Annotated in this window: 26 protein-coding genes; 17 read left to right on the top strand and 9 right to left on the bottom strand. The window is 37.4% G+C overall.

What is annotated here, in order from left to right; genetic code table 11:
- Nucleotides 1-46: 46 nt before the first annotated feature.
- Entirely contained in the window at nt 47-1,078 is a 1,032-nt protein-coding gene (locus BMZ04_RS14490) for a DUF4097 family beta strand repeat-containing protein (protein WP_093272328.1), read from the bottom strand.
- Nucleotides 1,071-1,394, bottom strand: a complete 324-nt coding sequence (locus BMZ04_RS14485; protein ID WP_093272325.1) for a PadR family transcriptional regulator — start codon at nt 1,392-1,394, stop codon at nt 1,071-1,073. Before BMZ04_RS14485 ends, BMZ04_RS14490 begins: the two co-directional genes overlap by 8 nt.
- A 138-nt stretch (nt 1,395-1,532) precedes the next feature.
- On the opposite strand from BMZ04_RS14485, the gene BMZ04_RS14480 reads away from it, so the two are divergent.
- Complete coding sequence (locus BMZ04_RS14480; RefSeq protein WP_093272320.1) at nt 1,533-1,862, top strand: MGMT family protein; 330 nt, start codon at nt 1,533-1,535, stop codon at nt 1,860-1,862.
- 149 nt (nt 1,863-2,011) lie between these two features.
- Nucleotides 2,012-2,419 carry an NUDIX hydrolase gene (locus BMZ04_RS14475; protein ID WP_093272795.1) on the top strand — a complete coding sequence of 136 codons (408 nt, stop codon included), beginning with the start codon at nt 2,012-2,014 and terminating at the stop codon, nt 2,417-2,419.
- A 12-nt stretch (nt 2,420-2,431) separates the two neighbouring features.
- On the opposite strand, the gene BMZ04_RS14470 is transcribed toward BMZ04_RS14475, so the two are convergent.
- Complete coding sequence (locus tag BMZ04_RS14470; protein WP_093272314.1) at nt 2,432-3,190, bottom strand: MerR family transcriptional regulator; 759 nt, start codon at nt 3,188-3,190, stop codon at nt 2,432-2,434.
- A gap of 239 nt (nt 3,191-3,429) precedes the next feature.
- Here BMZ04_RS14470 and BMZ04_RS14465 point away from each other — a divergent pair, with 239 nt between their 5' ends.
- Both BMZ04_RS14465 and BMZ04_RS14460 read left to right on the top strand, forming a co-directional pair.
- Nucleotides 3,430-4,005: a histidine phosphatase family protein gene (locus BMZ04_RS14465; RefSeq protein ID WP_093272309.1), complete on the top strand. Its 576-nt coding sequence runs from the start codon at nt 3,430-3,432 to the stop codon at nt 4,003-4,005.
- 145 nt (nt 4,006-4,150) lie between these two features.
- Nucleotides 4,151-4,651, top strand: a complete 501-nt coding sequence (locus tag BMZ04_RS14460; protein WP_093272303.1) for a cupin domain-containing protein — start codon at nt 4,151-4,153, stop codon at nt 4,649-4,651.
- Nucleotides 4,652-4,712: 61 nt separating this feature from the next.
- Here BMZ04_RS14460 and BMZ04_RS14455 read toward each other — a convergent pair whose 3' ends face one another.
- Nucleotides 4,713-5,639 (bottom strand): DsbA family protein, encoded by a 927-nt coding sequence (locus BMZ04_RS14455; protein ID WP_255367932.1) that lies wholly within the window; start codon nt 5,637-5,639, stop codon nt 4,713-4,715.
- On the bottom strand, nt 5,629-5,967 hold the full coding sequence (locus BMZ04_RS14450) for a winged helix-turn-helix transcriptional regulator (protein WP_093272296.1): 339 nt from the start codon (nt 5,965-5,967) through the stop codon (nt 5,629-5,631). Before BMZ04_RS14450 ends, BMZ04_RS14455 begins: the two co-directional genes overlap by 11 nt.
- A gap of 146 nt (nt 5,968-6,113) precedes the next feature.
- Between BMZ04_RS14450 and nagZ the strand changes: the two genes are divergently transcribed.
- Together nagZ and BMZ04_RS14440 are read left to right on the top strand one after the other, a co-directional pair.
- Nucleotides 6,114-7,766 (top strand): beta-N-acetylhexosaminidase, encoded by a 1,653-nt coding sequence (gene nagZ, locus BMZ04_RS14445; protein WP_093272293.1) that lies wholly within the window; start codon nt 6,114-6,116, stop codon nt 7,764-7,766.
- A gap of 14 nt (nt 7,767-7,780) precedes the next feature.
- Nucleotides 7,781-8,554, top strand: coding sequence for an alpha/beta fold hydrolase (locus BMZ04_RS14440; RefSeq protein ID WP_255367931.1), 774 nt, complete (start codon nt 7,781-7,783; stop codon nt 8,552-8,554).
- Between the two features lie 53 nt (nt 8,555-8,607).
- On the opposite strand, the gene BMZ04_RS14435 is transcribed toward BMZ04_RS14440, so the two are convergent.
- The gene (locus BMZ04_RS14435; RefSeq protein WP_093272285.1) at nt 8,608-9,315 is read right to left on the bottom strand and encodes a YetF domain-containing protein; all 708 of its coding nucleotides are present in this window, start codon (nt 9,313-9,315) and stop codon (nt 8,608-8,610) included.
- Nucleotides 9,316-9,472: 157 nt separating this feature from the next.
- Here BMZ04_RS14435 and BMZ04_RS14430 point away from each other — a divergent pair, with 157 nt between their 5' ends.
- Entirely contained in the window at nt 9,473-10,690 is a 1,218-nt protein-coding gene (locus tag BMZ04_RS14430; protein ID WP_093272282.1) for an MFS transporter, read from the top strand.
- Between the two features lie 96 nt (nt 10,691-10,786).
- On the opposite strand, the gene BMZ04_RS14425 is transcribed toward BMZ04_RS14430, so the two are convergent.
- Nucleotides 10,787-11,467, bottom strand: coding sequence for a universal stress protein (locus BMZ04_RS14425; RefSeq protein ID WP_093272277.1), 681 nt, complete (start codon nt 11,465-11,467; stop codon nt 10,787-10,789).
- 331 nt (nt 11,468-11,798) lie between these two features.
- Between BMZ04_RS14425 and BMZ04_RS14420 the strand changes: the two genes are divergently transcribed.
- The 8 genes from BMZ04_RS14420 (at nt 11,799) to brnQ (ending at nt 19,951) form a co-directional block, all read left to right on the top strand.
- Complete coding sequence (locus BMZ04_RS14420; RefSeq protein ID WP_093272273.1) at nt 11,799-14,207, top strand: Na+/H+ antiporter subunit A; 2,409 nt, start codon at nt 11,799-11,801, stop codon at nt 14,205-14,207.
- Entirely contained in the window at nt 14,197-14,619 is a 423-nt protein-coding gene (locus tag BMZ04_RS14415; RefSeq protein WP_093272270.1) for a Na(+)/H(+) antiporter subunit B, read from the top strand. The genes BMZ04_RS14420 and BMZ04_RS14415 overlap by 11 nt, the downstream gene beginning before the upstream one ends.
- 3 nt (nt 14,620-14,622) lie before the next feature.
- On the top strand, nt 14,623-14,961 hold the full coding sequence (locus BMZ04_RS14410; protein ID WP_093272266.1) for a Na(+)/H(+) antiporter subunit C: 339 nt from the start codon (nt 14,623-14,625) through the stop codon (nt 14,959-14,961).
- Nucleotides 14,954-16,438 (top strand): Na+/H+ antiporter subunit D, encoded by a 1,485-nt coding sequence (locus BMZ04_RS14405; protein ID WP_093272261.1) that lies wholly within the window; start codon nt 14,954-14,956, stop codon nt 16,436-16,438. The genes BMZ04_RS14410 and BMZ04_RS14405 overlap by 8 nt, the downstream gene beginning before the upstream one ends.
- A gap of 18 nt (nt 16,439-16,456) precedes the next feature.
- Nucleotides 16,457-16,939 (top strand): Na+/H+ antiporter subunit E, encoded by a 483-nt coding sequence (locus BMZ04_RS14400; RefSeq protein WP_093272257.1) that lies wholly within the window; start codon nt 16,457-16,459, stop codon nt 16,937-16,939.
- Entirely contained in the window at nt 16,939-17,223 is a 285-nt protein-coding gene (locus BMZ04_RS14395) for a Na(+)/H(+) antiporter subunit F1 (protein ID WP_093272252.1), read from the top strand. The genes BMZ04_RS14400 and BMZ04_RS14395 overlap by 1 nt, the downstream gene beginning before the upstream one ends.
- Nucleotides 17,201-17,560: a Na+/H+ antiporter subunit G gene (locus BMZ04_RS14390; RefSeq protein ID WP_255367930.1), complete on the top strand. Its 360-nt coding sequence runs from the start codon at nt 17,201-17,203 to the stop codon at nt 17,558-17,560. The genes BMZ04_RS14395 and BMZ04_RS14390 overlap by 23 nt, the downstream gene beginning before the upstream one ends.
- 1,041 nt (nt 17,561-18,601) lie before the next feature.
- Nucleotides 18,602-19,951 carry a branched-chain amino acid transport system II carrier protein gene (gene brnQ / locus BMZ04_RS14385; RefSeq protein ID WP_093272244.1) on the top strand — a complete coding sequence of 450 codons (1,350 nt, stop codon included), beginning with the start codon at nt 18,602-18,604 and terminating at the stop codon, nt 19,949-19,951.
- A gap of 39 nt (nt 19,952-19,990) precedes the next feature.
- Here brnQ and BMZ04_RS14380 read toward each other — a convergent pair whose 3' ends face one another.
- Together BMZ04_RS14380 and BMZ04_RS14375 are read right to left on the bottom strand one after the other, a co-directional pair.
- Entirely contained in the window at nt 19,991-20,635 is a 645-nt protein-coding gene (locus BMZ04_RS14380; RefSeq protein WP_093272241.1) for a GntR family transcriptional regulator, read from the bottom strand.
- An 85-nt stretch (nt 20,636-20,720) separates the two neighbouring features.
- Nucleotides 20,721-21,353 carry a YfbR-like 5'-deoxynucleotidase gene (locus tag BMZ04_RS14375; protein WP_093272237.1) on the bottom strand — a complete coding sequence of 211 codons (633 nt, stop codon included), beginning with the start codon at nt 21,351-21,353 and terminating at the stop codon, nt 20,721-20,723.
- Nucleotides 21,354-21,614: 261 nt separating this feature from the next.
- Between BMZ04_RS14375 and BMZ04_RS14370 the strand changes: the two genes are divergently transcribed.
- Nucleotides 21,615-22,100 carry a TraR/DksA C4-type zinc finger protein gene (locus BMZ04_RS14370; RefSeq protein ID WP_093272232.1) on the top strand — a complete coding sequence of 162 codons (486 nt, stop codon included), beginning with the start codon at nt 21,615-21,617 and terminating at the stop codon, nt 22,098-22,100.
- 362 nt (nt 22,101-22,462) lie between these two features.
- Nucleotides 22,463-22,852 (top strand): thiol-disulfide oxidoreductase DCC family protein, encoded by a 390-nt coding sequence (locus tag BMZ04_RS14365; protein WP_093272228.1) that lies wholly within the window; start codon nt 22,463-22,465, stop codon nt 22,850-22,852.
- Nucleotides 22,853-22,894 lie beyond the last annotated feature (42 nt).

The raw sequence follows: 22,894 nt of genomic DNA, 5'->3' as shown, positions 1-22,894 counted from the left end.
GCTGCGTATGAATTAATAGTAACGCAGCCTTTTTCTGTCTGTTTTTTTAAGCCATACTTTTCTTCGCAACAGTAATTTTTCCATTATCAGAAGAAAGTCGAATAGAATTTGTTCCATTCCCAAATACTGTACGAGAATTCTTGTCGCCAAACACACTAACTCTGCCGTGGTCCGTTTTGGCATGTATGGACACGTCTGTTGGTTTGTTCTCTGTTTCAACTATGATACTTCCATTATCCGTTTCTAATTGGATCATGCGGTCAAGACTCGATGTTAGAAGCGTAATTCGTCCGTTATCGGTTTTTCCGATAATATCCCCGTTCACGTATTCCATCACGATTCGTCCGTTATCTGTTTCTGTAATAACTTTTTCAGCATCGACGTTACGCAACTCAATTCTACCATTGTCTGTTTGAGTGGAAAGCTTATCTGTTTGCACTTTATCCATTTCAATGCGTCCGTTATCTGTCTTAACTTCTAGAACGGTTGCGGCAACTTCTTTTAAGCCGATGCTACCATTATCGGAAGTGGCTTTGATTGCTTTACCGAGCATTTTTTCTGCACGAATCCGACCATTGTCTGTTTTCATGATGATTGTCGAGTACAGTTTTTTAGGTAGTGCTACGTTCACTTTCATCTCTTTAATAAGGAATATAAAGCTGAAAAACTGGAACTTCTTTGATTTTAATTGAATAGATAAAGTATCGTTCAAAACCTCTGCGGTGAGTTTTAACTTATCGTTTTCCCCTATTAACTCAATAATCGTTTCATCTGTTTCAGAAGGAAAAACATTTAGAGAGCCATAGTTAATATTCATCCTTACATTGGAATAATTAGTTTGTGGAATTCTAATCACTTTATTTTCAGTCGTTATATTTTCTGGGATCGGGAATTCCACTAATTCTTGTGCTATTTCTTTCGGGGAACCGAGTGATGCAGCAATATCACTATCTGATTTTCCATCTTCGCGGCCGTTTATAAAATACTCTTTTATATCAGAAAGGATATCGTTTCGTTCATCCGCTGGGAGCGTAGTTAAAGCAAGCTCTAATTCGTTCAAAAATTGTTGTTCAGTCATTTTTTACACCCTCCTCGATTAGATTATTTACACCGTTTGTGAAGCTTTTCCATTCATTTAACTGCTCATGTAAGTACGTTCTACCGAGTTCCGTCAGCTTGTAATATTTACGCGGCGGACCTTCTGTTGATTCCTGCAAATAAGTGGTGAAGTATCCTTCCTTTGTTAAGCGTCGTAATAACGGATAAACGGAGCCTTCCGAAATCGAGATTTGATCGGATATTTTTTGGACAAGCTCGTAGCCATATCGATCTTGCTTATCCAATAAAACAAGCACACAAAGATTCAACACACCTTTTTTAAATTGAATATTCACTCCTAGTTCACCCCTTTCACTACTGTTCAATGAATAGTACCTTTGAGAACAATATATCATTCAGTATTATTCTATGCAAGGTACTGAATAAAATATTCTTTTTCAGTTATAATCGAATTAATGGAAGGATGAAGTTAAATGAACCCTTTTACAGAAAGAGTTATTCAGATAATAAAAGCAATACCGCAAGGAAAAGTGATGACATATGGGCAAATTGCAAAAGAAGCTGGAGGTCCAAGAGGGGCAAGGCAGGTTGTTAGAATACTCCACACGATGAGTGCAAAACACAACCTACCATGGCATCGAGTAATAAATATTAAGGGAGAAATCGCAATTCCGGATGAAGAATCTGCCTATTCTCAACGAGCAATGCTAGAAGCAGAAGATGTTTGTTTTCGTCCAAATGGGCTAGTAGATTTGAAAAAATCACGACATGTACCCGAAATAAATGATGTAGATATAATCTAACTTTATTCATCCTGCGTCCTAACGCAGGATGAATAAAGTTAGAGCCTTCGGCGGGTGTCACAGATTTTGAAAAGGAGTTAATCTTGCGATTCAAAATTTGAACTCAAGTACGCCAAGGTGGATTTAATTAAATGAAGTGGGGAATAAAAATGTTCAAATGGCAAGGTGCAGCAGGTATTTGTATAAATGAAAATAAGGAAATTTTAATGGTCCTTCAAGCGGCACCAGAAGAAGAAAAGAAATGGACTGTTCCAGCGGGGACATTAGAAGACGGAGAAACATTTGAACAATGTTGTGTAAGGGAGTTCTCGGAAGAAACTGGTTTTACAGTTCGTCCCCTTGAAAAAGTAAATATCAAAAGTGGCAATATTAGTGAACATGGAATTTTTTATCATGTAGAATACTTTTTAGTAGAAATAGTTGGCGGAGAAATAACGATTCAAGATCCAGATGAATTCATTCATGAAATCGCTTGGAAGTCGATAGAGGAAATTGCAAAACTTCCTTTAGCTTATCCAGAAGATATCCACATACTTGAGCAAGTATTAAAAAACTAGAAGGTGTGCCTTCTAGTTTTTTGTATAAATGTGCACGGCATCTCTTAAAAACTCTGCAGCGCCAGGTTGGATCTTATCGTAGTAAGCGGTAAAACGTTCATCGTCTACATACATTTGTGCTAGTCCGGCGTGAGCTTCTTTCGTATACTGATCCCAGTAAAAGCTCAACCATTGGCGATGAAGGTCTGCTGTTTTTTGTGCAAGTTCTCCAGATGGATCGCCAGTAACCATTGCTGCTTTCAAATTCTCGGCAATTTTCTCTGCTAAGTTCGTCACTTCTTCGTACTGTGCTTGCGTCATTCCTTTTATTTTAGCATTGGATTTATTTACAGCATCCTCGCCATACTTTTCGCGAATTTCTTTCCCGTACTTATTCTCGTTATCATCCACAAGCTTTTGTTTAAAGCCCTCAAATTTTTCTTTGTCTGTCATTGTAATCTTCCTTTCTGTTAATTGTATGGATTTATCCACATTTTCGATTAATAAATCTAGTTGCACTCTCTTTTCAAGCAGTTTTTCCCGATGTTCCTTTAGTGCAGTTGCACCGTCAAATGTTTCCGAGGTCATAATTTCTTTAATGCTATCTAAATTCACACCAAGTTCGCGGTAAAACAGAATTTGCTGCAATCTGTCTACTTCAGCGGAACCATAAATACGATAACCCGATGAATTAATACGCGCAGGCTTAAGTAAACCAATTTCATCATAGTATCGAAGTGTCCGTGTGCTTATTCCCGCCAATTGACCAAGCTTTTGTACTGTATATTCCACGCCATCACCTCCTAATAACTACAGTCTAAACCTTTACGTTGCGTCAAGGTCAAGTGGAAGAAAAACTTTTTAGCACGAAAAGCAAAGAGAAATTATTGAGATCTATAGTTTGTTGCCTAAAAAACATTTTCATAGTAAATTTCAATTAAGGGATAGACGTGGAAATTGCTGTTATGGATTTTGCATAAGTACCTCGGCAGATGGAAGCGGTATGGCATTAAAAAAAAGGGGGATTTTACATGACAATAATCGGTTTTATAAGACACGGTGTAACAGCTTGGAATAAAGAAGGGCGGGCTCAAGGAAGTACGGATGTACCACTTGATGAAGAGGGCATTCACATGGCAGATCGTGTTGCTAATAGAATGGAGCATGAAGAGTGGGATGTCATTTATACAAGCCCGTTAATTCGTGCAAAAAGAACGGCAGAAATTATTGCAGAAAAGCAGCCAACAATTCAGTTTCATGTAGATAAGCGTTTAGGTGAAATTGGCGGTGGAATCATTGAAGGTACTACGGAAGCAGAACGAGTAGCGAAGTGGGGAGCTGAGTGGAGAAAACTGGACATTGGTTTTGAGCCGGAGGAGGCAATTATCTCTAGAGGGATGTCCTTTATCGAAGACGTGAAAGAAGCACATCCTGGTAAAAGAGTTTTAGTAGTTAGTCATGGTGGATTTATCGGACGACTTTTACATGCACTTATTCCAAATGGGGAATTTGCAAAAGATATAGGTAACACTTCAGTTACCGTAGTAGAGCTTCAAGATGATGAAAATCTATGTCATCTTTTTAACTGTACAAAACATTTAACTTAATTCATCCGGGGTTTGAACCCCGGATGAATTAAGTTAAAGCCTCCGGCGGATGCCACAGATTTTTTAGAGGAATTTATCGAGCAAGCTCGATAAAAATCTTGGCGCAAATACGCCATGGCGAATTTGATATTAGGAGAGAAGTCTAATGCATAAAGACGCGAACTATTACATACAGCACTTAAATTTAGAGCCTCATCCTGAAGGTGGATATTTTAAAAGCACATACGCTTCTGAGGAAACACTCGATGCTTTTGGAAAGACTCGAAAGCAGTACACTAGTATTTACTTTTTGTTAGGGGAAGGAGACGTATCGCACTTTCACCGATTGAAATCTGATGAATTATGGTACTTCCACGGAGGAAGTTCACTCGTTGTGCATGTGATCGACGAAGCGGGGAATTACATGGAGCATAAACTCGGTCTAGACATAGAAAATGGGGAATCCCCTCAAGTGCTTGTTCCTCGAAATTCTATTTTTGGCTCATCGGTTGCGGATAATGGAGCATTTTCACTTGTAGGATGTATGGTATCACCTGGCTTTGATTTTGAAGACTTCGAGCTTTTCACGCAAATTGAATTAATGGAGAAATATCCGAAACATGAACAAATTATTCGTAAGATGGCATATGAGGTACTACCGGAATAATTAAAACCCAAGCTACCAAAAATGCCCTGGAACATATAATGTTCGGGGGCATTTTACATAGCTATTTTAGTATAATATATTTTTCACCAAGCACTTCTTCTACCACATAACTATCTGCAGCTAATTCTTTTTCAACGAAGACTGCAACATCTTGTTGTGCTAAACTATAAAGCTCTTCGATTTCACGAGAGAATAATAGTCCTTCTTTTTGTAATACATGTTGTAATGGTTCCGCTGCTTTTGGTTGAATATTTTCTTCTGGCAGTATTTGTTTCAATGCTTGTACGTAAAAGTCGTATGGGCGTGCCCCTACAACTTTAACACCTTTTTGTTCTTCGTTTAAGAAAATGATTGTTGGGAAGCCACGCACTCCTAGTCGACCTGCCATGATGAAATCTTCTTGCAGACTTTCTTGTGCTGCTGGAAGATGAGATTCTTTTACGATTTCTTCACCGTTTAAACCTATGCTGTTAACGATGTCGATTAGTAATTGGTCATTACTAATGTTTTTATTGAAAGGGAAAACGGCTTCTCTAGCTTTGCGTAAAAATACAGGAGCTAAGCTTGCATCTTTTTGTTGTACTACTTTATATACACGAGATGGGATATAAGATGAAGTAACTGGGTCCTCGAACCAGAAGCTACCGTCGATTGGCATACGAGTATGCTCTCCAACTTCTCTCCAGTGCCCTGCTACATCCCCAGGTCCGGAAATTCCGTTTGATACATCGGCGAATCCGTCCCATTTTTCGAGCATACCACCCATTAACGTATGCAGATTAACATATTGACCGTATTCTTCTAAAAACTTACGTAATGTCGGTTCTAATGCCCAGCAATGTGAGCAAATTGGATCGGTTACATAGTAAAGATCGACTTTTTTACTCGGTGCTGTTAAATCGATTAGCTCCATTTCAGCATTACCTTCTCCAGCAGGTCCACAAATACCAGTTTCTAAATCACACATCATAGAATTATTAGTCGTCATGTTTTTTCCCCTTTTCTAATGTAATATGTTGTTTTGCCCAAGCGTGTACCGGTTTTAGTGCTTCCGCAAGTTCTTGGCCGGCTACTGATAAATGGTAAGAAATTTGGACAGAAGGCTCTACGGTTGTTTTTTTCTCTACTAGACCGTGTTCGGCAAGTTCTGTCAACTTAAGTGACAATGCACGAGGAGTGATGTCAGTTAAATCTTTTTTCATATCCGAGAAATGGGCGCAATAATTTGGACAGTTAAATAAGTAATGAACGATTAAACCATTCCAGCGTCTACCAAGTATTTCAAAGGATGATTCTAAATATGGACAAATTTTCATTGGATTTATCCCTCTCTTCTATTTCATTATATATTGGTATAAAAAATATATCAAGTATAAAAAATATATTTAAAATTTAAAAGGTATAATGTAGAAGATTATAGAATGGGAAAGAAGGGAAAACCAATAAGAAGGAGGCTTCTTGAATGGTAAATAAAGTTGCAATCATTTTCTTGTTATTTAGTATTATCGCGATTATTGTGATGTTAATAGAAGATAAAAATAAAAATGAAACGATAGATAAAGAAATACAACCGAAGGAGGAAGTAGCTTTACCAGAGGCGGAATCACTCGTTGCATTAGTTTTTGAATTTGCAGCAAAAGGTCAAGTATTAAATGTGCCGTTTATAGTAGGAAAAACGGGTATACAGGAAGTGTATGAATTATGGGGAGAATCAGCGGAAAAAAGTGACTTATCCGCAGCCATATATGAAGATTACCCATCCCAAAATGCGACTATTGGTCATCGTGCGGAAATAGTATTTGATATTAGATCCATCTCAGAAGTTATCCAGCAAATACGCTTGAAGGATATTGAAACGGTAAAAGGAGAAGCCGATGTAGTTCGATATGATGAAGTAGGCAATCTAATACTCGTTTATGAAGTGGGGTCGAGTTACCAACTAAAATGGGTTATTCCGAAACCAACTGAAAGTGAACCGAACCCAATAGTCGATCATATTTCTGTTGTTACAGATGCAGCTGAAGCGGTTGTACAAGAAATCCCGATAATAAGTAAGATGACTTTAAAAGAAAAAATCGGTCAAATGATTTTTACAGGAGTGAAAGGAACTATCTATTCTGATGAGACAAAGCGATTAGTTTCATCGGATAAAGTAGGTGGTCTCATTTTTTATAAAAAAAATCTAAAAGATGTAAACGAAACGACTACCTTACTAAATGCGATAAAAAAAGAAAGTGAAAATGAAAAGTTTCCGCTATTTTTAGGCGTCGATCAAGAAGGTGGAAGAATTTCACGATTACCAGGACTGAGCAAGTTGCCGACAAATAAGGAAATCGGGAAATTAAATGATCCTTCTTATTCTTATAAAATAGGTATCCACTTAGGTGAAGAAATGAACGCATTTGGTTTTAATCTCGATTTTGCTCCCGTGTTGGACGTGAATAGTAACCCAAAAAACCCGGTGATAGGGGATCGGTCATTTGGGAATGATGTAGAAATCGTGAGTGATCTTGGTATTCAAACGATGAAAGGTATTCAAAGTCAAAACGTTATTTCGGTTGTGAAGCATTTTCCGGGGCATGGTGACACGGCTGTAGATTCCCATTTAGAATTGCCTATTATGGAGAAAAGCTTAGAGGATTTGCAGAAGCTTGAATTGATTCCGTTTAAACGAGCAATTGGAGAAGGTGCAGATGTTGTGATGGTTGCGCATATTTTATTGCCTAAAATCGATCCAGAGTTTCCGTCTTCTATGTCGCATGAAATTATTACTACAATACTAAGAGACCAGTTTCAGTTTGACGGTGTTGTAATGACAGATGATATGACGATGAACGCAATTATGGACAACTATGAAATAGGTCAAGCGGCTGTAGATGCAGTAAAAGCCGGTAATGATATTGTGTTAATAGCGCATGAATACGCCAACGTGATTAAAGCTATGAATGCAATTGAAAAATCGGTAAACGATGGAGAAATTTCAGTGGAAAGAATAAACGAAAGTGTATACCGAATACTTGCACTAAAGGAGAAATATAAGTTATCTAATAAGGAAGTAACAACTGTCAACATACTGCAGCTTAATGAAGCTGTGAAACAACTATCGATCAAATAAGGGAGATGAGTGTAATGAACATTCAAGTCAATCAAGCAGATGTCGCATATAAAGAGGAAGGAAATGGGGAACCGATTTTACTTATTCATGGATTTTGTGGTAGCTCCGATTATTGGAGTGGTGTTATCCAAGAACTTGCTCAAACTTACAGAGTTATTGCATTAGATTTACCGGGTCACGGGGATTCGGCAGTGCAAGAGGATGTAAATGAAATAGAACATTATGCTACTTTTATAAAAGATTTTTTAGACGAACTAAAAATCGATCAAGTAACGATGTTTGGACATTCGTTAGGAGGTTATATAACACTTGCATTTGCAGAAAAGTATAGTAATCGATTAAAAGGTTTCTCGTTAATCCATTCTACGGGCTTCCCCGATTCAGAAGAAGCAAAAAAGGGAAGAGAGATTTCTGCAAACAATATAGATACAGAAGGAATGGAAGCATTTATAGAAGGATTAGTACCGAAATTATTTTCATCTAACCATTTGGAGAGTCATTCAAAAGAAATAACAGAAGTGAAAAAAATCGGCTTTTCTACTTCCCTTGCTGGAGCAAAAAATGCACTGATTGCAATGAAGAATCGAACAGATCGCCGAGAAATTATAGAAATCACTGATTTACCAGTGTTATTAATAGCTGGAGAAGAGGATCAATTGATACCTCCAGATAAAGTCTTTACAGCAAACGGGAAACATCTAAAACAAGTACTAATAAATGATGTAGGTCATATGAGTATGTACGAAGCGCCAAAAGAGTTAATACGTGCAATAATCGACTTTAAGTAAAATAAAGGGCGGGCTTTTGGCTCGCCCGCTAAAAAGTAACACTTTAGCAACTTTTAAATACCATTTTCTCTTAAGCTAATATACAGTGAGCCATTCGTTTGAAGTTGCGCGTAAAAAACGTCACTGACTGAATCGACCCCATGTTTTCGAAGTTTTTTCATTACCCAATCCTCTGTTAAATCGAGCTCCTTTAAGTTTTTTTGAACAATTTTCCCATCCGATATAATTTCAGAAGGCATAAATGCAGGAAGGGATACATCTGCTTTGACATCTAATTTTGTTGCTTCTTGTTGTGCCACTTTCTTAAAAACACTTAATTCTCCATTTGTCTCGAGAACGGCATAATGTACATCTTGAATAGAGAAAATAGATTGTTCCCTCAACATCATTAACACATCGTCCATATGAAGGCGAGCAGACTTCAAAGATTTAACGGAAACCTCCCCATCCTTAATAATAATCGTAGGTTCATCGTCCACTAGAACACGTAACTTTGTAGATTTTAATGCAATGAAACTCATGAACAATGTGAGGAAAGTCCACCATACTAGTGAAATGAGCCCATCAAGAAAAGGTGTTTCTTTTTGCGAAGCAATTTCTGCAGCGATGGATCCAAATGAAATTCCAGTAATGTAGTGGAAAAATGTAAGCTGACTAAGTTGTTTTTTACCAAGAACTCTCGCTAATACCAATAATGCGAAAAAGGAAATGGTCGTCCTAAGAATCATTTCCCAAAAGTTCAATTCGAAAAATGTATCCATATTTCTAAAAACTCCTCTATAAATAACTTTTTTTTAGTATAACCTTGAAGCTTGTAACTATCCGTATTATGTAAAAAACGCGAACATTATATCAAAATTTGCGCTATAATGAATTTACTGATATTATTTCGAGCGTAGAAAGAGTGTGATTTGTAAAATGACGACCGGGACTGTTTCGAGTAGATTAAGTAATCCAGTTTATCCAATTATGTTTGCGATTGGACTTTGCCATTTATTTAATGATTCGCTTCAAGCTGTTATTCCTGCAATGTTCCCTGTACTAGCTAAGGAAATTGGCTTAACCTTTACCCAGCTAGGATTAATTTCCTTTGTGTTAAACATAGTAGCATCGGTCTTACAACCTGTCGTAGGCTTTATAAGCGATAAAAAGCCGATGCCTTATGCACTTCCTCTCGGAATGACTAGTTCCTTTATAGGAATGGCAGGGCTTGCGTTTGCCCCTGAATATTGGTTGATCTTAGTATCTGTAATTTTTTTAGGGTTAGGGTCTGCAGTTTTTCATCCGGAAGGTTCACGTGTTTCTTTTATGGCGGCAGGAACTAAAAGAGGACTATCTCAATCGATTTATCAAGTAGGAGGCAATTCTGGACAAGCGCTTGCGCCATTAATAAGTGCATTTATCCTTGTGCCACTTGGTCAAAAAGGAGCAGCTCTGTTTTTAGCTGTTGCAGCAGTTGGGATTTTCATCTTAACCAAAATTTCAGCATGGTATAAGAAGCAACTAGAGGAAGAGAGTTTATCGAAAAAGAAAAGGACTTTACTTTCATCGCTACCATCACTTTCCAAAAAACAAGTGGGAATTGCATTAACACTTTTAATGGTTATTATTTTTGCAAGATCTTTTTATGTGACAAATATGACAAGCTTCTACATATTCCATTTGATGGAAAATTATGATTTTACGATTCAAAAAGGGCAATTGTTTATATTTATCTTCCTTGTGCTTGGAGCGGTAGGTACATTTTTCGGAGGGCCTTGGGCAGATAGATTAGGTAGAAAAAATGTAATTTTGCTTTCAGTACTTGTCCCAATCCCACTTTCGTTGATATTGCCGTATGTTCCGGTTTGGGCGGTTGTAATTTTACTAGTTTTGATCGGTTTTTTCATTATGTTAAGTTTTTCGGTAACTGTCGTGTATGCGCAAGAACTTGTACCGAGTAAGATTGGGACAATGGCGGGGTTAACAGTTGGGCTTGCGTTTGGAATGGGAGCAATAGGAGCGGTAGTTATCGGTATTTTAATGGATCATCTCGGCGTTTATACAACTATGATTATTGTTTCTATCTTGCCAATCATAGGTCTCGTAGCATTCGCATTACCAAGGGATCGACAACTCACAGTTGAAAGTAAATAAAAAGAGTAACTTTCATGGAAAGTTACTCAAATGGGTAGCAGCTATATGGTGAGTGGTTGAACAACTAGGACAACTACACCAAGCTGTCTTTTTTTTCTATAATTTTACGCTACAGCCGTCTGGCACTTGAGATGAATCTGTAACTAAATTATCTTGAATATGAACTTGATGCATTTTGCTATTATGCATAAACTTGAAAATGCCATTGTCGAAGTCAGTCCCTATTTCTTTAAAGAATATACCTTCTTGGCACATATTTTTAGCACAAGTGAAAGAAACTTTATAGGAGTCTCCATCAGTAACTAAGTAGGCACGGACTCCTTTTTCAAATGTGCCTTCTTCTTCATCTTTTATAGAACGTTCAACAGAAACTACATGGAAGTCTACGAATGGTATTTCTCTTAACAGGACATTCATAAAAGAACCTTTTGTGATTTCTTCCCATCTACTTTGAGCAGTTTGTCCAATAATAATCTGTGTAATATTAAGTTGATGAGCAACTTCCTTAATAACTTTCGGAGAAGGACGTTTTTCATTATCACGGACGATAAATTCTTCTACTTCCAATTCATCTGCTAGGCTTTTCCATTCCTCTATATATCCAGATCTTTCAGCATCGAAAGCATCATATGGAAGTGGGTCAACGGTTAGAATATAAAGTGGGCAATCTAACATGCTTGCCATCTTATGTCCTCTTCTTATTAGTCGTTCTCCATTTGGGCCGTAGTATACGCAGACAAGTATACTTTCATCCATTCGACCTTTTCTGTGTTTCACGGTTGTCTACACCTCAATTTTATTAATTTTAATATCTATCTACATGCATGTTCTATTCGAAAAATAAGCAAACAATCACATTAAGTGCAGTGATTAGGTCTTTTGTGTATAATTATAGGGTAAATGCATCCCATATTTAGAAAGCAAACGAATTGCTTTCGCTCAAACAGGCAATGGTTAACACCTCAAATTCTTCTGATGACTCAAGGTCCTCATATGGATACCTATTATGCTACTAGTTATAGGGATAGTCAAGTATCCTTTTCAAATGAAATAATTTTTACAAAACCCAAAATTCATATAAAGTGTTTTGGAAATAGGAGGCTACAATTTGTTTTCAGTTACTTTCGCTATTATCCTTCCATTTATAATAGCCGCACTCGTGCCATTCATTCATAGGCGATTCAAATTTATCCATATAGGATGGCTAGTCATGTTAGTGCCTATAACATTATTTGTGATGCTTGCTAGGCTAATTCCCTCGGTAGCAAGTGGTAAAACGTACATCCAAACATATAGTTGGATTCCCACATTAAATATTAATTTCACTACTTATTTAGATGGTTTAAGTATGATATTAGGATTGCTAATTACCGGTGTAGGTAGTTTAGTTATTCTCTATTCTATTTATTATCTTTCTACTAAAGAATCACTTCAACATTTTTACTGCTATCTTTTACTATTCATGGGTGCCATGCTGGGTGTCGTGTTTTCCGATAACCTAATGGTATTATATGTGTTTTGGGAATTAACAAGTGTTTCTTCTTTCCTATTAATAGCATTTTGGAATCACCGTAAGGCATCAAGGCTTGGTGCGCAAAAGGCAATGCTTATCACGGTAAGTGGTGGGATTGCGATGCTCGTTGGTTTCATTATGCTTCATACAATGACTGGTTCTTTTAGTATTCGTGAAATTATAACAAGTATAGGGGATTACACGGATCACGCATTATTCGTTCCTGCAATGATTTTAGTCTTACTTGGGGCATTTACTAAATCCGCTCAGTTTCCTTTTCATATTTGGTTACCGGATGCAATGGAAGCACCTACGCCGGTTAGTGCTTATTTACACTCTGCGACGATGGTGAAAGCGGGTATTTATTTAGTTGCTCGTTTTACGCCTGTATTTGGTGGAGATCAGATTTGGTTTTGGACTGTGAGTGGAGTCGGTATGATAACGTTGTTTTGGGGCTCGTTTAATGCCGTTCGTCAAACAGATTTAAAGGCATTATTAGCATATTCTACTGTTAGTCAGCTTGGACTAATTATGAGCCTTCTTGGTTTAGGTTCCATTGCTTTGCAGTATGGATACTCAGCCGATTCAGTCTTATATACGCAAGCTACGTTTGCAGCTTTGTTTCATCTGATCAATCACTCTACATTTAAAGGAGCTCTGTTTATGGTCGTTGGGATTGTCGATCATGAGCTTGGAACACGGGATATCCGTCGCTTAGGTGGATTGATGACCTTTATGCCAATTACATTTACAGTAGGAGTTATCGGCAGTTTGTCGATGGCAGGATTACCGTTGTTTAATGGATTTTTAAGTAAGGAAATGTTTTTTGCTGCAACTGTTCAAATCATGAATGCGGATGTATTCTCTCTGCAATCACTAGGAATCATTTTTCCTGTTATTGCATGGATAGCGAGTGTATTTACATTCGTTTACTGTATGATTATCATTTTTAAAACATTTCTTGGGCCAGTTCAACCAGAGAAATTGGATAAGCCTCTTCATGAAGCTCCAATGGGAATGCTTATTTCTCCGATAATTCTAAGTATACTTGTTGTTGGAATCTTCTTTTTCCCTAATCTTTTAGGGGCTTATATTCTCAAACCAGCTATGGCAAGTATTTATCCGATGTTTGGAGATCCGGCAAATCTTACGCCTTCTATACATGCCTGGCATGGGGTTAAGCCGGAATTACTCATGACAATTGGCGTTGTTATAGTCGGTACATTATTATATCGACTGCTTAAAAAGTGGAAGCCGGTTTATGGATTATTATCTTCTAGATATACGTTTAATGCATTCTATAATAATTTTTTATCGTTTGCAGCAAGTAAATCCACCATTGTGACAAACAAATATATGACAGGTCTCTTAAGAGATTATTTAGTCTATATTTACCTATTCTTTATATTAACGGTCGGTGGGTTCTTCTTTTATTCTGGTGCATTTTCACCTAATTTTTCGACAGATGCAAGGATAAGGGTTTATGAAGTTATTCTGGTCGGTGTGATGGCGGTTGCTGCAGTGGCGATGTTATTTGCGAAGTCGCGTATGACCGCAACTTTGTTGAATGGGGTTTTAGGGTATTCTATCGCCATCTTTTTCGTTATTTTCCGAGCGCCAGATTTAGCGTTAACTCAGTTGGTAGTGGAATCTATTACAACTGTATTATTCCTGTTAGCTTTTTCTCATTTACCTGATTGGAAAAGGGAGAATATTCCTTCTAAAACGAAAATTACAAATGCAGTAATTTCAGTAGGAACCGGAGCGGTTGTTGTATTGGTAGCATTGGCAGTATTAAATTATGATCGATTTGAATCGATTTCCACATTCTTTGAGGATGCCTATGAATTGGCGGGCGGTGCAAATATCGTTAATGCTATATTAGGGGATTTCCGTGGGTTTGATACGATGCTTGAGGTAGTAGTTCTCTTTATAGCCGGCTTAGGTGTTTATACCATGATTAAGCTAAGAGCAAAAAAGGGGGATGAAAATAGTGAAAATTAATGATGTCATCCTTCGTACAGTTACAAAAATAGTCGTATTTATCATCTTAACATTCGGTGTGTATTTGTTCCTTTCGGGTCATAATACACCTGGTGGCGGATTTATCGGTGGATTGGTATTGGCATCTGCGATTGTACTTTTGTATTTATCACATGATATTGAAACGGTTCAAAAAAGTCTGCCGCTCGACTTTAAGCTCGTTGCAGCTTCAGGTGTTCTATTGGCGACGGGAACTGGTATAGGTTCTCTGCTATTTGGTGCACCGTTCATGTCGCAAACATTTGCTTATTTTGACCTGCCCGTCTTTGGTAAAACGGAGCTTACGACAGTAACGATTTTTGAAGCTGGAGTGGCACTTGCTGTAGTCGGTGTAGTTGTAACAATAATTTTAAGTATAAGTGAGGATGAATAGACTATGGAAACGTTAATTATACTACTAATCGGAATATTAGTTGCCGTTGCTACGTATCTAATCCTCTCACGAAATATTATTCGGGTAATTTTAGGGACTGCGGTACTTTCTCATGCGGTTCATTTGCTCATCTTAACGTTGGGCGGTTTGAAAACAGGAAACGTCCCATTGTTAACGGAAGCAGATGCCCCCTATACCGATGCGTTGCCACAAGCATTAATATTAACGGCAATCGTTATTAGTTTTGCAGTAACGGCTTTCATACTTGTATTAGCGTACCGCGCATATCAAGATATCGGAACGGATGATCTAGATGCATTGAGAGGTACAAATGATGAATAATATTATTGTATTACCTTTAATAATCCCAATCATGGTTGGGGTTATACTCGTATTCCTTCGACCATATGTCAAAACACAGCGTGTGATTAGTTTAGTGACGATGCTCGGTATGGCCGGGATTAGTTTATATATTTTAAACAAAATACAAACTGAGGGAATCCTCCGATTAGACTTTGGCGGCTGGGAACCCCCGTTTGGTATTCTCTTTGTGGCAGATTCGTTTGCAATGTTATTTGTTTTAACGGCTAATATTGTAACTGCAATTTGTCTTATTTATGCTTTTTCTTCCATTGGAGAAAGTCATGAGAAAATGTACTTTTATCCATTTGTTTTATTTTTAATTGCTGGTGTAAATGGCTCTTTTCTAACGGGTGATATGTTTAACCTATTCGTCTGTTTCGAAGTGATGCTTCTTGCTTCTTACGTGTTAGTAACATTAGGAGGAAAGAAAGCGCAGCTTAGAGAATCGATTAAGTATGTTGTTATTAATATTCTTTCTTCGTGGTTTTTCTTAGTTGCACTCGCTTATTTGTACGGCGCGTTAGGTACGTTAAATATGGCTCATTTGTCAGAGAGAGTAGCAGAAGTAGGACAGGGGCCATTGCTCACAACAATTAGTATAATATTTTTAATCGTTTTTAGTTTAAAAGCTGGTTTGTTGTTGTTCTTTTGGCTGCCTGGATCTTATAGCGTACCTCCAACGGCGATTGCTGCATTGTTTGGTGCGTTATTAACAAAGGTTGGTATTTATGCCCTATTTCGCACATTCACACTCATTTTCTATCATGAACCTTCGATTACACATACATTAATCGGAATTATGGCGGGAGTGACGTTAGTTTTAGGATGTATAGGTGCAATTGCTTATAAAGATGTTCGTTTAATCGCGTCTTATAATGTAGTCATAGCGGTTGGATTTATATTAGTAGGGTTAGCGGTTGCCACGCAAGCATCATTAGAAGGTTCTATCTATTATGTAATTCACGACATGGTTGCGAAAGCGATGCTATTCTTAATAGCTGGTACGATGATTGCTTTAACTGGAAAGACGAAAATAAATGAAATAAGTGGACTAATACGAAATTATCCGTTATTCGGTTGGATGGTGTTTGTTGTGACTTGTTCGCTTGCAGGTATACCACCACTTAGCGGGTTTGTTGGGAAAGTTTTAGTAGGACAAGGTGCAATAGAGTCGGGTTCTTACATCTTGCTAGCACTTGCGTTTCTATCAAGCATTGTAGTGTTATATTCACTTCTTCGTATTTTCTTAAGTTCCATCTTTGGAGAGACAATTATTAGTGTAGAAGATGAAGTGCCATTAAAAAAAGGAATGATTATCTCTATTGTGTTGCTTGCCATTGGTACGGTTTCCCTTGGACTTGGAGCAGAATTTATATCGGGATATGTAAGTGATGCAGCACATACGCTATTCAACCCTTCTGTTTATATTGAAGCAGTATTAGGTGGAAATAAGTAATGGGAGAGGTGTTAAAAAGTGCCGGCACAGTTTTTATTTAATTTATTTATCGCTTTTCTATGGATGTTGCTGCAGGATGAAGATGAACTAAAAATCACAACCTTTTTCGGTGGATTCATCGTTGGAATTGTTATTATCTTCTTAATGCATCGTTTTTTCCATACGCAATTTTACTTAAGAAGATTATACTCGCTTATTAAGCTTATCTTTATATTCATTTCGGAGTTAGCAGCTTCAAGTTTGTTGATAATTAAGCAAATTTTAAGTCCGAAGTTAAAGATCAAACCAGGTATTTTCACGTATAAAACAGAACTACGAGGAGATTGGGAAATAACAACGCTTGCAATGTTACTTACTTTAACGCCTGGATCAGTTGTAATGGAAGTGAATCCTGACGGGGACATGTTTTATATTCATGCAATGGATATAGAACAATCCAAGGCAGATGTCTTACGATCTATTACAAAGTTTGAGAAAGCAATTATGGAGGTGACGCGCTAATGGTAGAAAAGATACTTTATACAGCCCTTACCTTATTTGCTATTACTATCGTAATTGCATTAATAAGAATTATTAAAGGCCCTTCCATGCCGGACCGTGCTGTTGCATTAGATATGATTGGCGTTAATCTAATATCAATGATTGCAGTTATTTCGATAGTGTTAAAAACAAAAGCTTTTTTAGAAGCGATTCTAATTTTAGGAATACTTGCTTTCATCAGTACGATCGCCATTTCGAAGTATGTGGAAAGGGGGGTCATCGTTGAACGTAAATCAGACAATTGAGTTAGGAGCTGCTTTGCTTATACTGCTTGGTAGTATCATGAGTGTGATTAGTGCTTTGGGAATAATCCGGTTACCAGACGTATATACGAGATCTCATGCAGCAACGAAAAGTTCAACTTTAGCCGTATTATTATCCCTTACAGGTGCATTTATCTACTTTTGGGTGCATGAAGGCTTTATAAGTGTGCGATTACTTCTCGGAATTATTTTTGTGTTTTTAACAGCACCTGTTTCAGGACATCTAATTACTCGTGCAGCTTATCGAGCTAGAGTGAAGCTTACAGATAACTCCTCAGATGACGAACTAAAGGACGTCCTTTTTCCAGAAGAAAAATAGTTTTAAAATAGAAGCTAACACTTTAAGAACTTATCTTAGAGTGTTAGCTTCTTTCTACTTTAGGAAACTATAAAGTAGAAGATATGTTGCTGTTTAGGGATAATGTGAAACAAGAAGTGACCGCTGGATTTTCGCTTCAGGCGGACGCTTTCCGCGGGCACGGCTTCAATCTCCTCGTCACTGCGTTCCTGCGGGGCTTTCAGCTCGTGCTGTTCCCGCTGGAGTCGCCGCCTTCCGCTTCAATCAACGAAATATGCTAGCTAATTACAAATCAATAAGAAATAATTAGAAAAGCTGCACGAAGCCAAAGTGGCAGCTATCGCTATATGAAAAAAATGCTTATTAAACAGTGGAAATAACCTCCGATATGTAATTTATTACTTATTAATACGTGCATTTTACAAATTAATGGTCACTTCCTATTAAGTAAACTCTTTGATCTGGGAAATGATTACTTCCGTACATAAGTTGGTTGCTCTTAGCTATACTGGATCATTTTTACGAGATACTTACTAATATTGGATTTCCCTCTTCGATTCTAATAAAACTTTTGGTTTATAAAGCGAGAAACTAATTAGTCAGCATGATCCATTGATTTTCGCGGAAGGGCGGCGACTCCAGTGGGATGAGTGAGACAGATGAAACTTCACAGCGTACGCGTAGCGTCGGTGAAGGTTCATCGCTCACCCCACGGAAATCGTCCGCCCTGTAGCGAAAATCATTGCGGACACTTTATTCAACTTGCTAAGACGCACTATCTCTATATTGTACAAACAATTTTTCTTTGTAATCTTCGAAAGACGAGATGCACTTAAAGGTCATTTCTGTTTTTAAAGAAGAGATGAATATTATTCCAATAAAATTAATGTTCGGTTAATTTAGATTAATATATTGCATTCTGACTTAATCCATAGTATTATCAAGTCTGATATATTGCATACAGCAGTGGTGTAGGAAAATCATTTGCATAGCATTCATCTAAGAGAACATATTACAAACAACAAAAAATGATTATTTCTTATATCACAGGAGGAAGAAAGAATGGACACGAAAATTTCATTTTCCAATTACCTTTTTATCGGGGTAATGTTATTTGCATTGTTTTTTGGAGCAGGCAACTTAATATTTCCAGCAAGTTTAGGACAAAACGCTGGTACTAACCTATGGCCAGCAGTTCTTGGTTTTTTAGCAACTGGAATAGGATTACCTTTCCTAGGTACACTTGCAATGGGCTTTTCAGGAAGTAAAAATTTACAAGAGTTATCAAGCAGAGTACATCCGATTTTTGCAGTAATATTTACTTCTTTATTGTACTTAACAATCGGACCGTTATTTGCACTTCCAAGAACCGGGGCAGTTTCTTATGAAATAGGGATTCAACCTTTTATAGCGACAGAATATGTACAAATTGGATTACTTATCTTCACGATATTCTTCTTTGGGGTTACGATGTTATTCTCGCTAAATCCATCTAAAATTGTGGACAACGTAGGGAAATATTTGTCTCCTGGAATAATCATTGGTTTATTTATTTTATTAATATTTGTTGTCTTAAAACCAATGGGTGGATTTGAGGAACCTCAGGGAAGTTATGTGGACAAAGCATTTATGACTGGATTTACAGAAGGCTACAATACAATGGATGCACTGGCTTCATTAGTATTTGGTATCATTGTAATCAATGCAATTCGATCAATGGGTGTTACTTCAACGAAAGGGATTATTGGAGCAACAGCGAAAGCTGGTGGTGTTGCGATTTTCTTTTTAGGTGTCATTTATGCAGGTATTGCTTATTTAGGGGCGACTAGTACTGGACTTTTTGGCTTATTTGACAATGGGGGACCAGTGTTAAGTAGTGCTTCAGAGCATTATTTCGGTTCTTTTGGTGCAGTTCTTTTATCTATAGTAATCTTCTTAGCATGTTTAACTACTAGTATTGGTTTAACGACTGCATGTGGGGAGTATTTTCATACGCTAATGCCAAAAATTAGTTATAAGGCCTTTGTAGTTTTCTTCAGCGTGTTTACTTGTATTATTGCAAACGTTGGTTTATCGAATATTATTACGTATTCTATTCCAGTGTTAATGTTATTATATCCTTTAGCGATTGTACTTATTTTGTTAACTTTTTTATCTCCGCTGTTTAATCATGCGAGAATTGTATATGTAAGTGTTATGTTCATTACGTTTTTAATAAGTGTTATTGATGGCTTTAAAGCATTATGTGATTCGTTAGGTATCGAACACTATAGCTGGTTGAAGCCAATTGTATCGTTTTATGAGAATAGCTTACCATTCTATGATGTTGGTCTTGGTTGGCTCATTCCGTTTATAATTGTTACGATTATTACTGGGTTAATCGGTAGGTTCCAACAAGTGAAAACAGTATAAATGAAAAAATTCATTCCCGTTATTGGGAATGAATTTTTTTTAAAATTCCTCAATTGTATAATTCCAATTTGAACGCATTGTTTCTGCTAGCTTTTGTGCATCTTTTTCTCGTAGAAGTTTAATAATCTCTGCATGCTGTTCGATGGAATATTCTCTTAAAATGATCTTTTCATAATAGAATAATCTTCGCACATGGGCTTGAAGCATTTCTACCATAGAAAGTATGTATGGATTATTTGCACTATCTACAATAATCTTATGAAACTCTTCATCTACTTTTAATGCAGTAGTGAATTCTTTCGTGTGGAGTGCATCTGCAAATAGCTCATTTTTTTCCTCTAGTAGTTGAAGTGTAGCTTCGTCTATATTAGGGATGGCGAGCTCTGCTGCAAGCGCTTGCAATACAGCGAGCGGAGGTAGAAGATTATTTATATCCTCCGTTTCCACCGCTGTGACTTGGGTAGCTCTTCCCGGTTGCATTGATACGAAGCCTTGTGACTCTAAAAGTTGCAATGATTCCCGGATCGGAGTTCTACTAACACCCAATGCTTTTGCAAGTTCAATATCATTTAATTTTTCTTGCGGTTGAAGTGTACCATCAATAATCCATTGTTGTAATTGGTTGAAAGCATGGAGCTTAGCAGTGGTGCGTACAGGTTTTGCATGATTTACAGGGATTGGCATTCAAATTCCTCCTTTCAATTGTCGTAATAGTTCAATAATAGTATACACTAAAAAATACGATATATCGTATTTTTCAAATAAATATTTATTTTTCTTCCATTAGTATTTTTAATGTCATCGTTTTTACGTCAATAACAGATTCCTCAGCTATTATATCTTGAAGCATCACTTCTTTAAAATAGGCGATACTTTTTGGTAATGGTATTTTGAAAATTTTTCGAAGAGCATTTTCATACATTTTAAGAAACTCTACATCTGTATTTCCACGTTGCAACTCTGCAAAAGCTTCATATACTTGGTCTAGTTTATCTGCAAGCTCTAATAATCTACCTTCGATTGTTTCATCTTTACCTTCTTTCATTCTGTCGAAAAACACGGCGTGGAATTCCTGAGGTATCTCCTTTTTTATGAAGTTTTCCATCATTTTTTCTTCCACATGTGAAAGCATTTGTTTCAATTCGGGCGAAGCATGCTTCACTGGAGTTTTGATATCGCCGATGAAAATTTCTGCAAAGTCATGGTTAATCGTTTTTTCATATAGTGATTTCCAGTTGATTGTAGCGCCATTATTTTCTTCTATTGTAGCAAAGAACATCGCATATTGGGAAACCTTCCATGAATGTGCGGCAACGTTATGCTCTTCAAATTTAAAGCGTCCAGGAGCTCGAATAATTCTTTCTAAATCGTTCATGCTCATAAAAAACTTATGGATTCCCATTATAAACCACTCCTTTATTTTTATAATACCTTATTTGAATATTAAATACAGTATATGTACAATTTGAAATAAAACGAAAGAGGTACACACCCAGAGCGAGATACGTCCATTAGGATGCTCTATTTTGGTTATATTATCCGAAAAAATGCTCTAAAGTTTATAAAGGGTCAAACCGCAGCAGGGAAGTAGAACATATCAAAAAAATGGTTTTATTTCGATGAAATATGGGTAATCCTAATATAACCCCAAGGAGGAATTAATATGTCGAAATACGAGAAATTAAAACATACATTATTAAGCCGCAAAGAAGAATTAGAAGTAAGCAAAGAGAATGACGAAGAGTTTGAAACAACAGAGCTATCTAATTACGATAATCATCCAGCAGATAATGCGTCAGATTTAACAGATAAGCACACCCGGCTAGCATTACGAAAACATTCTGAAGAAGAGATAGCCGATATAGAAGAAGCTTTAACCGCCATAGATGAAGGTACTTATGGTGTATGTACAGAGTGTGGAATAGAAATTCCAATGGAAAGGCTGGAGGCTGTGCCCACTGCAACTACATGCGTTGAGCATGCCCAGCAAGAAGTGAATGAGGAAATACGCTCACTAGAAGAATCCGTATTAAATTCTACAACCGACCAACCGGTAGAAGATGAAGATCCTAGACTCCGGGATTATTCAAACAGCTTTGAAATTTTAGAAGAAGTCGGTTCTTCTGATACCCCTTCCGACAAACAATAAATGCAATGCCTCAGTATACATATGTACTGGGGCTTTTTCTTGCTTTTGCATATTATAAAACCTATTACATGTGGATAACTTTCTGCAAGTGATTCCCCGTCCAGACTCCAGCGCCTTGCTCCTGCGCATAGCTCGTCGCAGAAGAACGTTGCTCCTGCGCATAGCTCGTCGCAAACAAAATCGCTTGTGGTGGCTGGGGATCTGCCTCCTGGGCCCGCACGATGCGGGTCATGTCTGCATTGCCACAGGATGTGGCGCATTTTGCAGACCTACCCCATCCCCATTTGCCTGTCGGGGCAGAGACAGGCGCTTGCGCTTTCGCTCGTTATAACTGATATACTGTAAGAAGGGAGGGATTTCGTATGACTGCTATTGTTTTGTTTGACGGAGAATGTAATTTTTGCGATGCAAGCGTTCAATTTATTATCAAAAGAGATCCTCAATGTTATTTTCGCTTTGCGGCTCTGCAAAGCGATATGGGTGAAAATCTAAAGAAAAAGTATTCCATTCCTGAAATGATGGATAGTGTGATAGTAATTGATAATAATACAGTATACGAATCCTCTGATGCCGCACTTGCGATTTGTAAACACTTAAGTGGAATGTGGAAAGGATTTTATCTCTTCAAGGTAATACCTAAGTCGTTTAGAGATCGTATGTATAAGGTGATTGCAAAAAATAGATACAAATGGTTTGGGAAAAAAGATAGTTGCACAATACCTTCTCCAGATATGCGAAACCGATTTCTGTAAGATGGGCACGATATATGATAGGCTAAGGTTTGAGAGTTATTA

Origin of the sequence: Psychrobacillus sp. OK032 (genome assembly GCF_900111345.1) — a bacterium.
In the GTDB taxonomy this organism is placed as follows: Bacteria; Bacillota; Bacilli; order Bacillales_A; family Planococcaceae; genus Psychrobacillus.
The sequence above is the reverse complement of the archived record's forward strand: the minus strand, read 5'-3'. Positions and strand labels throughout refer to the sequence as shown.

Excerpts from the sequence above, each read along its gene's own strand:
- BMZ04_RS14490 (WP_093272328.1), bottom strand. The coding sequence starts at position 1,078 with ATGACTGAACAACAATTTTTGAACGAATTAGAGCTTGCTTTAACTACG.
- BMZ04_RS14480 (WP_093272320.1), top strand. The coding sequence starts at position 1,533 with ATGAACCCTTTTACAGAAAGAGTTATTCAGATAATAAAAGCAATACCG.
- BMZ04_RS14475 (WP_093272795.1), top strand. The coding sequence starts at position 2,012 with ATGTTCAAATGGCAAGGTGCAGCAGGTATTTGTATAAATGAAAATAAG.
- BMZ04_RS14465 (WP_093272309.1), top strand. The coding sequence starts at position 3,430 with ATGACAATAATCGGTTTTATAAGACACGGTGTAACAGCTTGGAATAAA.
- BMZ04_RS14460 (WP_093272303.1), top strand. The coding sequence starts at position 4,151 with ATGCATAAAGACGCGAACTATTACATACAGCACTTAAATTTAGAGCCT.
- BMZ04_RS14455 (WP_255367932.1), bottom strand. The coding sequence starts at position 5,639 with ATGACGACTAATAATTCTATGATGTGTGATTTAGAAACTGGTATTTGT.
- BMZ04_RS14450 (WP_093272296.1), bottom strand. The coding sequence starts at position 5,967 with ATGAAAATTTGTCCATATTTAGAATCATCCTTTGAAATACTTGGTAGA.
- nagZ (WP_093272293.1), top strand. The coding sequence starts at position 6,114 with ATGGTAAATAAAGTTGCAATCATTTTCTTGTTATTTAGTATTATCGCG.
- BMZ04_RS14440 (WP_255367931.1), top strand. The coding sequence starts at position 7,781 with ATGAACATTCAAGTCAATCAAGCAGATGTCGCATATAAAGAGGAAGGA.
- BMZ04_RS14435 (WP_093272285.1), bottom strand. The coding sequence starts at position 9,315 with ATGGATACATTTTTCGAATTGAACTTTTGGGAAATGATTCTTAGGACG.
- BMZ04_RS14430 (WP_093272282.1), top strand. The coding sequence starts at position 9,473 with ATGACGACCGGGACTGTTTCGAGTAGATTAAGTAATCCAGTTTATCCA.
- BMZ04_RS14410 (WP_093272266.1), top strand. The coding sequence starts at position 14,623 with ATGGAAACGTTAATTATACTACTAATCGGAATATTAGTTGCCGTTGCT.
- BMZ04_RS14405 (WP_093272261.1), top strand. The coding sequence starts at position 14,954 with ATGAATAATATTATTGTATTACCTTTAATAATCCCAATCATGGTTGGG.
- BMZ04_RS14395 (WP_093272252.1), top strand. The coding sequence starts at position 16,939 with ATGGTAGAAAAGATACTTTATACAGCCCTTACCTTATTTGCTATTACT.
- brnQ (WP_093272244.1), top strand. The coding sequence starts at position 18,602 with ATGGACACGAAAATTTCATTTTCCAATTACCTTTTTATCGGGGTAATG.
- BMZ04_RS14380 (WP_093272241.1), bottom strand. The coding sequence starts at position 20,635 with ATGCCAATCCCTGTAAATCATGCAAAACCTGTACGCACCACTGCTAAG.
- BMZ04_RS14375 (WP_093272237.1), bottom strand. The coding sequence starts at position 21,353 with ATGGGAATCCATAAGTTTTTTATGAGCATGAACGATTTAGAAAGAATT.
- BMZ04_RS14370 (WP_093272232.1), top strand. The coding sequence starts at position 21,615 with ATGTCGAAATACGAGAAATTAAAACATACATTATTAAGCCGCAAAGAA.
- BMZ04_RS14365 (WP_093272228.1), top strand. The coding sequence starts at position 22,463 with ATGACTGCTATTGTTTTGTTTGACGGAGAATGTAATTTTTGCGATGCA.